Annotated in this window: 13 protein-coding genes; 8 read left to right on the top strand and 5 right to left on the bottom strand. The window is 68.9% G+C overall.

The window, feature by feature from the left end:
• Positions 1–52: 52 nt before the first annotated feature.
• Both AC2FAN_RS12300 and AC2FAN_RS12295 read right to left on the bottom strand, forming a co-directional pair.
• On the bottom strand, positions 53–1,222 hold the full coding sequence (locus AC2FAN_RS12300) for a carboxylate-amine ligase (RefSeq protein ID WP_485174319.1): 1,170 nt from the start codon (positions 1,220–1,222) through the stop codon (positions 53–55).
• A gap of 104 nt (positions 1,223–1,326) precedes the next feature.
• Entirely contained in the window at positions 1,327–2,073 is a 747-nt protein-coding gene (locus AC2FAN_RS12295; protein WP_476804753.1) for a 16S rRNA (uracil(1498)-N(3))-methyltransferase, read from the bottom strand.
• Between the two features lie 195 nt (positions 2,074–2,268).
• Between AC2FAN_RS12295 and AC2FAN_RS12290 the strand changes: the two genes are divergently transcribed.
• Positions 2,269–2,748: a hypothetical protein gene (locus AC2FAN_RS12290; RefSeq protein WP_476804752.1), complete on the top strand. Its 480-nt coding sequence runs from the start codon at positions 2,269–2,271 to the stop codon at positions 2,746–2,748.
• 15 nt (positions 2,749–2,763) lie between these two features.
• Entirely contained in the window at positions 2,764–3,735 is a 972-nt protein-coding gene (gene ubiA / locus AC2FAN_RS12285; protein ID WP_485174317.1) for a 4-hydroxybenzoate octaprenyltransferase, read from the top strand.
• On the opposite strand, the gene AC2FAN_RS12280 is transcribed toward ubiA, so the two are convergent.
• The gene (locus tag AC2FAN_RS12280) at positions 3,732–4,253 is read right to left on the bottom strand and encodes a DUF6101 family protein (protein ID WP_485174315.1); all 522 of its coding nucleotides are present in this window, start codon (positions 4,251–4,253) and stop codon (positions 3,732–3,734) included. The two genes, ubiA and AC2FAN_RS12280, sit on opposite strands and share 4 nt — an antisense overlap.
• Before the next feature lie 257 nt (positions 4,254–4,510).
• Between AC2FAN_RS12280 and AC2FAN_RS12275 the strand changes: the two genes are divergently transcribed.
• The 5 genes from AC2FAN_RS12275 (at position 4,511) to lpxK (ending at position 8,741) form a co-directional block, all read left to right on the top strand.
• Positions 4,511–5,329 carry a 3'(2'),5'-bisphosphate nucleotidase CysQ gene (locus tag AC2FAN_RS12275; protein WP_485174576.1) on the top strand — a complete coding sequence of 273 codons (819 nt, stop codon included), beginning with the start codon at positions 4,511–4,513 and terminating at the stop codon, positions 5,327–5,329.
• Between the two features lie 89 nt (positions 5,330–5,418).
• Positions 5,419–5,661, top strand: a complete 243-nt coding sequence (locus AC2FAN_RS12270; RefSeq protein WP_265052191.1) for a DUF4170 domain-containing protein — start codon at positions 5,419–5,421, stop codon at positions 5,659–5,661.
• Positions 5,662–5,689: 28 nt separating this feature from the next.
• Complete coding sequence (locus AC2FAN_RS12265; protein WP_485174313.1) at positions 5,690–6,427, top strand: lysophospholipid acyltransferase family protein; 738 nt, start codon at positions 5,690–5,692, stop codon at positions 6,425–6,427.
• Positions 6,424–7,728 (top strand): 3-deoxy-D-manno-octulosonic acid transferase, encoded by a 1,305-nt coding sequence (locus AC2FAN_RS12260; RefSeq protein WP_265052189.1) that lies wholly within the window; start codon positions 6,424–6,426, stop codon positions 7,726–7,728. The genes AC2FAN_RS12265 and AC2FAN_RS12260 overlap by 4 nt, the downstream gene beginning before the upstream one ends.
• Positions 7,728–8,741 (top strand): tetraacyldisaccharide 4'-kinase, encoded by a 1,014-nt coding sequence (gene lpxK / locus AC2FAN_RS12255; protein ID WP_485174310.1) that lies wholly within the window; start codon positions 7,728–7,730, stop codon positions 8,739–8,741. Before AC2FAN_RS12260 ends, lpxK begins: the two co-directional genes overlap by 1 nt.
• Here lpxK and AC2FAN_RS12250 read toward each other — a convergent pair.
• A complete protein-coding gene (locus AC2FAN_RS12250; protein WP_265052187.1) occupies positions 8,718–8,939 on the bottom strand; it encodes a DUF2093 domain-containing protein in 222 nt (73 codons plus the stop codon). The two genes, lpxK and AC2FAN_RS12250, sit on opposite strands and share 24 nt — an antisense overlap.
• A gap of 110 nt (positions 8,940–9,049) precedes the next feature.
• Between AC2FAN_RS12250 and AC2FAN_RS12245 the strand changes: the two genes are divergently transcribed.
• Positions 9,050–9,862, top strand: coding sequence for a dienelactone hydrolase family protein (locus tag AC2FAN_RS12245; protein WP_485174308.1), 813 nt, complete (start codon positions 9,050–9,052; stop codon positions 9,860–9,862).
• Between the two features lie 3 nt (positions 9,863–9,865).
• Here AC2FAN_RS12245 and xseA read toward each other — a convergent pair whose 3' ends face one another.
• Positions 9,866–11,458 carry an exodeoxyribonuclease VII large subunit gene (gene xseA, locus AC2FAN_RS12240; RefSeq protein WP_485174306.1) on the bottom strand — a complete coding sequence of 531 codons (1,593 nt, stop codon included), beginning with the start codon at positions 11,456–11,458 and terminating at the stop codon, positions 9,866–9,868.
• Between the last annotated feature and the right edge of the window lie 29 nt (positions 11,459–11,487).

Below are 11,487 nucleotides of genomic sequence, written 5' to 3'. Positions count from 1 at the left end.
GCGAAAGGCCGTCCGGCGCTGGCAGCAGGCCTCGGAGTTGCCGGCAAGCCGTTCAGCCGGCGCGAAGCAGGCCCTGCGCTGCCTCTTCGCCGCACTCCACGCCCCCAACGCGGCGGGTTTCGGCGGCGATCCAATCGACCGTCGCGGCCAGCGCCGCCTGGTCGCCGTCGCGCTGGCGGGACTCTTCGTGTGTCGCTAGCTGCCGGTCGGCGCTGGTGCCGTCGCGAGCGATGACACCGCACCGCGCCAGCTCGTCCTCGCAGCCGAGCGCCGAGGCATCCTCCGCCAAGCGGCCGATCCAGCCTTCCACGATATCCGCGACCGGGCGCATGCCGGTGCCGGCGCCATCGATGAAGCCGCCATGGATGCCGTAGCGCTGCGCCCGCCAGAAGTTCTCCAGCGCGATGCCGCGCGTCGCCGGCGCCGGCCTCGCATTCACCGCCGGGTTGCGCAGGAGATAGCGGACGAGGCAGCGATAGAGCGCGGCGATCGCAAGCGTGTCATCGAGGCTGGTGCAGCTGTCGGCGATGCGCAGCTCCAGCGTGGGATGGCGCATCGAAGGCCGCATGGCCCACCAGATGTAACTCTCGTCCTTGATCGCACCAGAGTTCACCAGCGCGGCGATATAGGACCGATACTCGTCCGGCTCGACGAAGAGTTCCGGCAATCCGGTGCGCGGCAACTCGGCATAGGCGGCGAGGCGATAGCCCATCAGCCCGGTGCGCCGCCCCTGCCAAAAGGGGGATGAGGTCGAGAGCGCCAGCAACAGCGGCAGATACGGCATGATCCGCGCCATCAGCCGGATACGCTCGTCCTCGTCGGGCACTTCGACATGCACATGCAGCCCGCAGAGCTGGTTGCGGCTGCCGATCATCTGCAGTTCCTGCATCAGGCGATCGTAGCGAGCGGCCTCGGTGACGCGCTGCCGCGACCAGATCGCGCTAGGATGCGTGCCGGAAGCCAGCAGCAGCAGACCGTGCCGTCCGGCAATATCCGCAAGCCCTGAACGGAGCCTTGCGAGCGCCGATCGGGCTTCCGCCATCGTGGTGCAGATCGCGGTCGCGACTTCGATCTGCGATTGCAGCATCTCCCGCTGTACTTCATCCGGAAAGGCTTTTTGCGCATCGTCGATGAAGGCGGGCGGCACCTTGCGCACGGCGCCACGGCTCGCGGCATCCGCCAGAAAATACTCTTCCTCGATTCCGAAGCGCTGCGCAGCCATCAATCCGTCCCGATCGGTTTCATCACACGGGGACGCAGTCGGCCCTTGTCCGGCAGCCACGCATGCCCCGCCTGATGAACGTCGCAGGGGCGCCGGCGTTCCGCTCAGCGCCGCGACCAGTCCCCGAGAGTGGCTTGGACCACGGCGAGCGCGGCGACGGCCGCGGTGTCGGCGCGCAGGATGCGCGGGCCAAGCGAGATCGGAAGGGTATTCGGCCGAGACCTGATCAGCTGCCGCTCGGCCTCGTCGAAGCCGCCCTCCGGTCCGATCAGGACCGCCAGCGGCGCCGGTTCCCGCTCGGCCAGTGCCGCTATGGGACTCGCCTCCCCCGCGGCCTCGTCGCAGAAGATCAGCAGCCGCTCCGGCGCCAGAGAAGCGAGAGCGGCCTGCAGCGGCATTTCGGCCTCGACGGAGGGCAGGCTCAGGATTCCGCATTGCTCCGCCGCCTCGATGGCATTGGCGCGCATGCGGTCGAGGTTGAGACGCGAAACCTGCGTGCGCCGGGTGATGACCGGCTGGAGGACGCTTGCCCCCATCTCGACCGCCTTCTGCGCCATATAATCGAGGCGGGCATGCTTCAGCGGTGCGAAGAGACAGTGCAGATCCCCCGCAGGCGGCTGCGGCTTCACCTGTTTGACGAGGGCGAGCGTCGCCTGCTTGCGTCCCTCTGGCACGACGCTCGCCAGCCATTCTCCGTCGCGGCCGTTGAAGACGAGCACCGTATCGCCCGCCTTGAAGCGCAGGACGTTGAGCAGATAGTTCGCCTGCTCGCGCTCCAGCGGAAGCGCCACACCCGGTACCAAGGCTCCATCGATGAAGAGCCGATGGCGGGCGAAATCTGGGACGGACATGTGGGCAGGCGTCTCCGCAAAAGGGTAAGGCTGTTGAGAGCGGCGTGAAAAACGCCACAATCATCGATTAGCAGCGAGCCACTTCCGACATACGAAGAGTAGACTCGCTAGGGTCGTTCGCGTTAACAGCGCCCTGCTGTTAAGGACATATTTAAAGATCGGCCAGACCCGGTCGGCAAGCTGGAGAGGAACATCATGCGGCGCAGGATGGCATCAGGCGTAGTCGCGACGGTCGGCCTCGCCGTGGCTTCGTTCTTGTCCGCCGCACCCGCCAGCGCCCAGGTTTCCGGCTGCGAGCAGATCCAGAAGCTGCTCGTCGAGCGCCAGACGATCGTCGCCCGGCTCCAGGCTTCCCAGAAGGCCAAGAAGAAGATGACGCCGCAGGAGGCCTGCAGCACCTTCGGCCGGCTGGCCAACAACGGCGAGTCGGCCATCAAGTTCGCCACTGCGAACCAGGATTGGTGCCAGATCCCGCCTTCCTTCATCGACGGCATGAAGACCGACAATCAGAAAGTTCTGACGTTCCGCGGCCAGGCCTGCAATGCGGTCAAACAGCAGGCCGTGATGCAGCGGCGGGCCCAGCAGCAGGCGCAGGGCGCGAATCCGTTCGGCGGCGCCGATTCGATCACGAGCGGCGCCGGCGGTGGCCTGCGCGTTCCGCAGGGCGCGCTCTAACCGGCGAGCCCGATCATGCCGGAGCAGGCACCGCTCCACGCCACTCCCGGAACTGACACCGTCCTGCCCGACGCGCTCAAAGGGCATTGGGTCGATACGTGGGCGCCACGCGCGACCCGTCCCTTTCTGAAGCTCGCCCGTATCGAGCGGCCGATCGGCTGGTGGCTCCTGCTGCTGCCGTGCTGGTGGGCGGCGGGGCTCGCCGCGATCGCCGCCGGCCGGCCCTATCCCGATCCCTGGCACAGCCTGCTCTTCCTGATCGGCGCGGTCCTCATGCGCGGAGCCGGCTGCACTTTCAACGACATCATCGACCGCAAGCTGGATGCCGAGGTGGCGCGCACGCGCGGCCGGCCGCTGCCGTCCGGGCAGGTGACGGCCAAGGCCGCCGCGCTGTTCATGATCGCGTTGTCGCTCGGCGGGCTTGCCGTGCTGCTGCAGTTCAACCGCTTCACGATGCTGCTCGGCATCGGCTCGCTGGCAATCGTCGCGGTCTATCCCTTCATGAAGCGGATCACGAACATGCCCCAGTTCGTGCTCGGCCTCGCCTTCTCATGGGGCGGACTCATGGGCTGGAGCGCCGTCTTCGGACGGCTCGATCCGCCGGCCTATCTGATCTACGCGGCAGCGATCGCCTGGACGGTCGGCTACGACACGATCTATGCGATGCAGGACATCGAGGACGACGTCATCGCCGGCATCAAGTCGAGCGCCCGCTATTTCGGCGATCATACGCGCGAGGCCGTGGCACTCTGCTTCGGGCTGGCGGTGTTGCTCACGGGTATCGCGATCTGGCTCGTCGGCGGCGGTGCCTTCGCCTGGTTTGGGCTCGCCGCCTTCGCCGCCCATCTCGGCCGGCAGGTCACGCGCCTTGCGGGAGCGAGCTCGCCTGAGGCCCTGGTGCTGTTCCGCTCGAACCGCAATGCCGGGCTGCTGCTGGCCGCCGGGCTGGCGCTCGACACGATCAGCCGGGCGCTGCTGGCAAGTTAATCCGTCAGCCTGTCGCCGGAAACGATCACCGGCAACTCCGCGATCCGTCCGGTCTTGCGACGCGTCAGGAAACGCGGGCGACGGCCATTGAGCAGGCCGTGGCGACGCCTGATCCGCACCGGGCCCAGCGCGACGCGGCCGATCTGCGGGAAGGGTTCGCTCACCACGCCGTCGGCAGTCTCGAGCAACAACGGCAAGCCGCTGGCGCGGCCGAAATCACGCCAGAGAGCGACGGCATCGGCCTCATCGGCACAGGCGACCACGATGGAGCGGCCATCGCCGGCCGTCAGCGCAAGCTCGAAACGCTCGTCGTCACCCGCCGGGTTGGCGAGGCGCAACGCGACTCCGCGCCAATTGGCCGAGCCGCGCAGTATCCGCACGGAAGCCAGGCGCTCGATCGCGGGCGCCGCCGGCCGGGCCGGCATCGGGTTGCTGGAAACGATCGCTGTGGTTGTCGAGCCGCCGGAGAGATGAGGCGCAAAGCCACCCTCCCCGGCAGCCGGCGTGACGCTGGCCATCGGTTATAACGCCTCTCTCAATCCCTGCTGCTACGGAGCCCTCTGTCGATGCCGGGGCTCTCGTGCTTGCCAGATGAGGATGGTCGCCAGCCGTGTCCGAGCGCTTAAGGGGTTGGGTTAAAGGATGGTGTTTTCGCCCCTGGCGCGGTCCGTTGTGCTTGTTTCAGCTCTGATGCTTGACGGAATCTTTCGCAACCCGCCCGCATTTTCGGCTTGAAACCGCAACTTTCGCGACCGATACGAAGGGCATGAGTGCAATGACGCTACCGATCGCGGGCGAGCTGATGAAGGCAGCCTGCGAAAGCTGCCTGGAAGCCGGGGCCCTCGCACTGGATCTCTTCCGCCCGGGCGCGCAGACGGCGGCACGCACATGGTCCAAGAGTGGCGGCTCGCCGGTGACGGAGGCCGATATCGGCGTCGACACCTTCCTGCGCGTTCGCCTGTCGGCCCTGTTGCCGGAAGCTGCCTGGCTCTCCGAGGAGACGGTCGACGACGCCCTGCGCCTGTCGCACCGCTTCGTCTGGGTCGTCGATCCGATCGACGGCACGCGAGCCTTCATGAGCGGCTCGCCGGACTGGGCCGTCTGTGTCGCGCTGCTTGACGCCGGGGAGCCGGTCCTCGGCATTGTCCACGCCCCCGCCTGCGACGCGACCTATACGGCACTGCGCGGCGGCGGCGCAAAGCGCAGCGGCGACACCATCAGGACCTCGCCGGCCGGTAGCCTTACCGGCGCAAGGATCGCCGGCCCCAAGCCGATGCTGGACGCGCTGGCGCAGTTCGAGCAGTTCGAGGCGGCCGCCAAGATTCCCTCGCTCGCGCTCAGGCTGACGCGCATCGCCGACGGCACGATCGACGCCGGGCTGATCTCGTCCGATGCGCGCGACTGGGATCTGGCGGCGGCCGACCTCGTGTTGAGCGAGGCCGGCGGGCGGCTCAGTGACGCCTCCGGAGGGGCCGTCGCCTATAACCGCCCCACTCCCGTGCACGGCATGCTGATTGCCAGCAATGGCGCGCTCGCGGCCCCGCTTCTGCATGCAGTCGGGCGGCTGCGCGACGGACAGACGCAGTCCGTCTGAGGCTTTTTTTGAAGGCTTGCCACCCGGCCCGCTCGCATGCGCAGCGCGGATGGCTTATGGGGGGCGCCAGAGCCCTGCAGGAGACACTGATGAGCGCGGAACCAGATCAGAAGCAGCTTCTCCATCTCGTCTTCGGCGGCGAGCTCGCCTCGCTGGAAGGCGTCACTTTCAAGGATCTGGCGAAGCTCGACATCGTCGGGATCTTCCCGAATTATGCCAGCGCCCACATGGCCTGGAAGGCCAAGGCCCAGCAAACGGTCGACCAGGCGCAGACGCGCTATTTCGTCGTGCATCTGCACCGCCTTCTCGACCCCGAAGCAACCAAGGCCTGAACCGGCACAGGATCTCGACGACACGCAGATGGGGTTTTCCCTCCTCAAGACGCGCGCGGCGCAGGAAACGCTCGGCCGATTGCTGGCCGGCTATCTGCGCCTCGTGCAGCGCACCAACAAGATCGTCTTCGAACCGGCGGACATCTATGACGATGTCCGGCCGGAGCTGCCCGTCATCTTCGCGATGTGGCACGGCCAACACATCATGATCCCCTTCGCCCGGCCGGACTGGATGCCGGCCTGCTCGCTGGTCTCCCGCCATGGCGACGGCGGCTTCAACGCCGTGGCGCTGCGCGAACTGGGGATCGGCGCGATCCGCGGCTCCGGCGCGCTGGGCAAGAAGGTGCGCGAAAAGGGCGGCGCCAGCGCCTTCCTGGCGATGGTGCGCCGTCTGGCGGCGGGCGACACGATGGTGCTGACCGCCGATATCCCCAAGCGAGCCCGCATCGCCGGCCCCGGCATCATCGCGCTGGCGCGCGCTTCCGGCCGGCCGATCCGCGCCGTCGCGGTCGTGACCAGCCGCCGCATCGACTTCAACAGCTGGGACCGCGCCTCGATCGGCCTGCCCTTCGGGCGCGGCGCGATCGTCGTCGGCGAACCGATCCTGGTCGCGCGCGATGCCGACGAGGCGACGCAGGAAGCGGCCCGCCTCGCCCTCCAGGCGAGCCTCGACGACGTCCACGCCCGCGCCTATGCGCTCGTTGGCGGCCGCGATCCGGGCGCAGGCCTGCGTGAGCGGCAGCAGCCGGCCGGGGCGCCGGCATGAGCGGCAAGGGCGCGATTCTCAGGAGCTACCGCTACGCCACGGCCCTGCTCGAGCCGGCCGCGGCCGGGCTGCTGCTGTGGCGCCGGCGCCGCGGCAAGGAGGACCCGGAGCGCCTGCCCGAACGCCGCGGCCATGCGGGGGTCAAGCGGCCGAACAAGCCCGTCGTCTGGCTGCATGGCGCCAGCGTCGGCGAGACGGTGACTCTGCTCCCGCTGATCGCCAAGCTGCAGAAGCGCGGCCTCGGCGTGCTGGTGACGTCCGGCACCGTCACCTCAGCCAAGCTCCTGGCGGCGCGGCTGCCCGCGGGCGTGATCCACCAGTACCTGCCGCTCGACGTGCCCCGCTATATGCGCCGCTTCCTCGATTACTGGCGGCCCGAGCTCTGCCTGATCTGCGAATCCGAGATCTGGCCCAATCTGCTGATCGAGGCGCAGCGCCGCACGATCCCGGTTGTCATGGTCAACGGGCGGATGTCCGAGCGCTCCTTCGCCCGCTGGTACAAGATGCCGAGGACCTCGCGCTTCCTGCTCTCCTGCTTCGAGGCGTGCCTCGCGCAGTCGCAGGGCGATGCGGAGCGGCTCGCCCAGCTCGGTGCGCCACGCGTCAGCGTCGCCGGCAACCTCAAATTCGATGTGCCGGCCCCGCCCGCCGAGCCGAACATGCTCGGGATCCTCGACGGCATGACGACCGGGCGCCCGGTCTGGATCGCCGCAAGCACGCATCCGGGCGAGGACGAACTTGTGCTCGCCGCCCATCTCGCGATCAAGCCCTATCTGCCGAAGCTCCTGACCATCATCGCGCCGCGCCATCCGCAACGCGGCCCCGATATCGAGGCGCTGGCGCAGGCCAACGGCGTCGCCATGTCGCGCCGGGCCACCGGTGAGAACCCGGAGCGCGATGTCGAGCTCTATGTCGCCGACACCGTCAACGAACTCGGGCTGTTCTACCGGCTGTCGCAGGTCGCCTTCCTCGGCGGCTCGCTGGTCGAAGGCATCGGCGGGCACAACCCGATCGAGCCTGCCAAGCTGGGCTGCGCGCTGCTGCACGGTCCCTATGTCCACAACAATGCCGAGATCTTCGGGGCCTTCGACCAGGATGGCGGCTCGCGCTCCGTCGCCGATGCGCAGGCCCTGGCGGGTGCCGTGCATCGCTGGCTGAGCGACCCGGCAAGCGCGCGGCAGGCAGCGCGGGCGGCGGCGCAGACGGCGACTCAGCTCGGCGGCGCGCTCAACCGCACGCTCCATGCCATCGAGCCGCTGCTGATGCGCGTGGCGCTCGGACAGCGCGACCCCACCTCTTGATGCTCAGCGCGCCACGCTTCTGGTGGCTGCCTAAGCCGACGCTCCCCGCCTGGCTGCTCTGGCCGCTCGGCTGGCTCTATGGCGCGATCACGCTGCGGCGCATGCGACGGGCCGGCGCCGATCTCCCCATCCCGATCATCTGCGTCGGCAACTTCGTCGCCGGCGGCGCCGGCAAGACGCCGACGGCGATCGCCATCGCGGGGCTGCTGAAGCGGCGCGGCGAGACGCCGTTCGTGCTGATGCGCGGCTATGGCGGCCGGCTGGCTGGCCCCGTCGAGGTCGATCCCGACCATCATGCCGCCGCCGATGTCGGCGACGAGCCGATGCTGATGGCGCGCCATGCCCGCACCGTCATCGCCCGCGACCGGGTTGCCGGCGCGCGGCTGGCCCATGGGCTCGGCGCCAGCGTGATCGTCATGGACGACGGCTTGCAGAACCCCTCGCTCACGAAGCGCCTCAGGGTGGCCGTGGTCGACGGGCTTTCAGGCGCCGGCAACGGGCTCTGCCTGCCGGCCGGTCCGCTGCGGGCGCCGCTCGCGGGTCAGATCGGTGAGGCCGACGCCGTGATTATCATCGGCGAGGGCGAGGCCGGCCGGCAGGTTGCGGCCGCCGCCCGGTCCCACGGCCGGCCGGTCATTGTGGCCCGGCTGGAACCGCTGGGCACAGCGACCGAGCGGCTGAGGGGGCGAGGTGTTCTGGCGCTTTCGGGAATCGGCAGACCGGAGAAGTTCGCCGTCACGCTGCGGGAAGCCGGCGCCCTCATTGTCGCGGAACGCTCCTTCGGCGATCACCATGCCTATACGGAAGCCGATATCGCCCAGGTCACGGCCGAGGCGAAAAGGCGCGACACGCTGATCGCCACCACGGAGAAGGACTGGACCAAGCTCGCGACGCTCTGGCCGGAGACGGAGATCGATCGGATCGTCGTGGTGCCCGTCAGGCTCGTCTTCGCGGAGCCGGACCGTGTCGAAAGCCTGCTCGCTGCCGCGTCAGGCGCGCCCGGCCCGGCGTAGCCTGAGCAGGACCGCTTCCGGCGAGGCGTAAGCCTCCTGCCATTCGATGGACCAGTAGCGCAGCTCCTCCAGGCGGATCGGCACGGACGTCACGGCGCAACGCACGAAGGCGCCGGGCTTCATCACGCGGAACTCGCCGGGGCCGTAATCGAGGACCGCCTCGGGCCCGCTCGGAGGAAGACGCTCGCTGATGTTCATCAAATTCGTATCAAATCATTGATCGGGAAACGGAAAACCGGAATACTCCAGAGCTTGTGATAATCTTCTGGTCGGTGATGTCCAGTCTCAAGCGCCTTGCCGCGTGTCTGATGAGCCTTTTACTGCTTGGAGCCCCGGCCGCCCTGGCCGCCGGCTACGAGCGCGTCTCGCTTCCGCTGGACGACGGGCATCTCGAAGGCGTCTTCTACCGCCCAGCCGGACCGGGGCCTTTTCCAGCCGTGGTCGCGCTGCATGGTTGCGGCGGTCTGTGGCGCGAGCAAGGCAAATTGTCGGTGCGGCATATGGACTGGGGCGAGCGGCTCGCTGCTGCCGGTTTCGCCGTGCTGATGCCGGACAGCTACGGTTCGCGCGGGCTCGGCTCGCAATGCGGCGTCAAGGACCTGACCGTGCGCGCCGGGCGCGAGCGCGTGAGCGACGCCGCCGCTGCGCGGAACTGGCTGCAGCACCGCAGCGATATCCGGCCCGGCATGATCTCCCTGCTCGGTTGGTCGGGCGGCGGCTCGACGGTCCTGGCCGCGATCCGCAAAGACCGGATTCCAACCGACGGGCGGCCGGATTTCAAGCGCGCCATCGCCTTCTATCCAGCCTGCCGCGTGCAATCGGAATCGCCGAGCTTCTCGGCCCGCCTGCCGCTGCTGATCCTGATGGGGGATGCCGACGACTGGACGCCGGCGGCGCCCTGCGGCTACCTCGCCAAGGCAGCGCAGGCGCGCGGCGAGCAGGTCGGCCTCGTGCTCTATCCCGGCGTCCTGCATGATTTCGACCATCCGCGCCTCGAGGTGAGGGAGCGCGACAACATCGCCTATTCCGCCAGCGGCACAGGCAAGGTCACGGTCGGCACCAACATGGCCGCGCGCGAGGATGCGCTGAAGCGCGTCAACACCTTCCTCAACGCGCCCTGAGCTTCAGAACAGATCGCCCTGCCCTGCCGGGGCCGGACCCTTGCGCAGCGGGCGCGGCGCCGGCTTCGGCCCGCCGGGCTCGCCTCCGGCAACGGTGACGCCGAAGCTGCCATCGCCAAGCTGCACAGTCAGCGCCCGGCCCGGAAGCGCTTCACCGACACTGCGCAACAGCGCGCCGGCCTCGTCGCGGATCAGCGCGTATCCACGCGCCAGCACGGTTTCGGGGCCGAGCGAGCGGATCAGCGTCCATAACGAGGTGAGACGATCGCCGCGGCGATGCAGGCTCTGCCCGAAGGCGCGCTCGGCCCGCTCGGCCAGTGCGGCACCACGGTCGCGACGCTGGATCAGGCTCTGACCGAAGGCGTTGCGGGCGCGCGCGTCGAGCGTCGCCAGACGATCGCGAGCATGGGCGATGCGGGTGCGCTCCTTCTCCAATGCGTTCGTTCTGGCGTTGGCGAGGACGCGCGCAAAGCCAGCGAGTTCGGCCCTCAATTTGGCAAGCGCCACGCGGGGTGAACGCGCCTCCAGCCGGCGCGACAGGCCCTGCAGCGCCTGCTCATGAGCGCGGGCGTTGCGCGCCAGCGCCGGAGCCAGCCGCGTCCCGGTGAGGTCGAGCCGCTGGCGCGGGCCGGACAGCACCGCTTCCGGCCCGGGAAGGGCACGAGCCAGCGCCCTCAGGTCGCTGCGGCGGCGGTCTGACAGGCGAAGCATCGCCCCGGCATGGCGCCGCGACAGGTCGGCCACGAAGCTCATCAGCTCGGCGCGGACCGGCACGACCTTCTCGGCCGCGCCGGTCGGCGTCGGCGCGCGCAGATCGGCGGCGTGGTCGATCAGGGTCCAGTCGGTCTCGTGGCCGACAGCCGAGACGAGCGGGATGCCGGAGGTTGCGGCGGCGCGCACCACGACCTCCTCGTTGAAACTCATCAGGTCTTCGAGCGAGCCGCCGCCGCGCGCGACGATGATGACGTCCGGTCTCGGGATGCGTCCGCCCTGTGCCAGCGCGTTGAAACCGGCGATGGCGTTGGCGACCTCGGCCGCGCTGGTCTCGCCCTGCACCCTCACCGGCCAGACGAGGACATGGCGGGGGAAGCGATCCTCCAGCCGGTGCAGAATGTCGCGGATGACGGCGCCCGTCGGCGAGGTCACGACGCCGATGACGGAGGGCAGATAGGGGATGAGCTGCTTGCGCTCCTCGGCGAAGAGTCCCTCGGCCGCCAAGCGCTTGCGCCGCTCCTCCAGTAGCGCCATCAGCGCGCCGGCGCCGGCCAGCTCCAGTGAATCGATGACGATCTGGTAGCTCGACTTGCCGGCGAAGGTGGTGATCTTGCCGGTGGCGATGACCTCCAGCCCCTCCTGCGGCCGCGTCTTCAGCCGCCCGAAGACGCCTTTCCAGATCACCGCGTCGATCTTGGCGTTGGTGTCCTTCAGCGAGAAATAGACATGGCCGGAAGCGACCGGGCCGCGATAGCCCGAAATCTCGCCGCGCACGCGCACGAAGCCGAAATTATCCTCGATGGTGCGCTTCAGCGCGCCGGAGAGGTCCGAGACGGACCATTCCGGGGCATTGCCGGTCGGCAGGGGCGATTCGGTGTTCATGACCGGACCATAACGGCCCTGCCCGCACA

This window comes from Allobosea sp. RIT-PG3_2 (assembly GCF_057321085.1).
The sequence above is the reverse complement of the archived record's forward strand: the minus strand, read 5'-3'. Positions and strand labels throughout refer to the sequence as shown.

Coding starts and splice junctions, on each gene's coding strand:
- AC2FAN_RS12300 (WP_485174319.1), bottom strand. CDS start 1,222: ATGGCTGCGCAGCGCTTCGGAATCGAGGAAGAGTATTTTCTGGCGGAT.
- AC2FAN_RS12295 (WP_476804753.1), bottom strand. CDS start 2,073: ATGTCCGTCCCAGATTTCGCCCGCCATCGGCTCTTCATCGATGGAGCC.
- AC2FAN_RS12290 (WP_476804752.1), top strand. CDS start 2,269: ATGCGGCGCAGGATGGCATCAGGCGTAGTCGCGACGGTCGGCCTCGCC.
- ubiA (WP_485174317.1), top strand. CDS start 2,764: ATGCCGGAGCAGGCACCGCTCCACGCCACTCCCGGAACTGACACCGTC.
- AC2FAN_RS12280 (WP_485174315.1), bottom strand. CDS start 4,253: ATGGCCAGCGTCACGCCGGCTGCCGGGGAGGGTGGCTTTGCGCCTCAT.
- AC2FAN_RS12275 (WP_485174576.1), top strand. CDS start 4,511: ATGACGCTACCGATCGCGGGCGAGCTGATGAAGGCAGCCTGCGAAAGC.
- AC2FAN_RS12270 (WP_265052191.1), top strand. CDS start 5,419: ATGAGCGCGGAACCAGATCAGAAGCAGCTTCTCCATCTCGTCTTCGGC.
- AC2FAN_RS12265 (WP_485174313.1), top strand. CDS start 5,690: ATGGGGTTTTCCCTCCTCAAGACGCGCGCGGCGCAGGAAACGCTCGGC.
- AC2FAN_RS12260 (WP_265052189.1), top strand. CDS start 6,424: ATGAGCGGCAAGGGCGCGATTCTCAGGAGCTACCGCTACGCCACGGCC.
- lpxK (WP_485174310.1), top strand. CDS start 7,728: ATGCTCAGCGCGCCACGCTTCTGGTGGCTGCCTAAGCCGACGCTCCCC.
- AC2FAN_RS12250 (WP_265052187.1), bottom strand. CDS start 8,939: ATGAACATCAGCGAGCGTCTTCCTCCGAGCGGGCCCGAGGCGGTCCTC.
- AC2FAN_RS12245 (WP_485174308.1), top strand. CDS start 9,050: ATGAGCCTTTTACTGCTTGGAGCCCCGGCCGCCCTGGCCGCCGGCTAC.
- xseA (WP_485174306.1), bottom strand. CDS start 11,458: ATGAACACCGAATCGCCCCTGCCGACCGGCAATGCCCCGGAATGGTCC.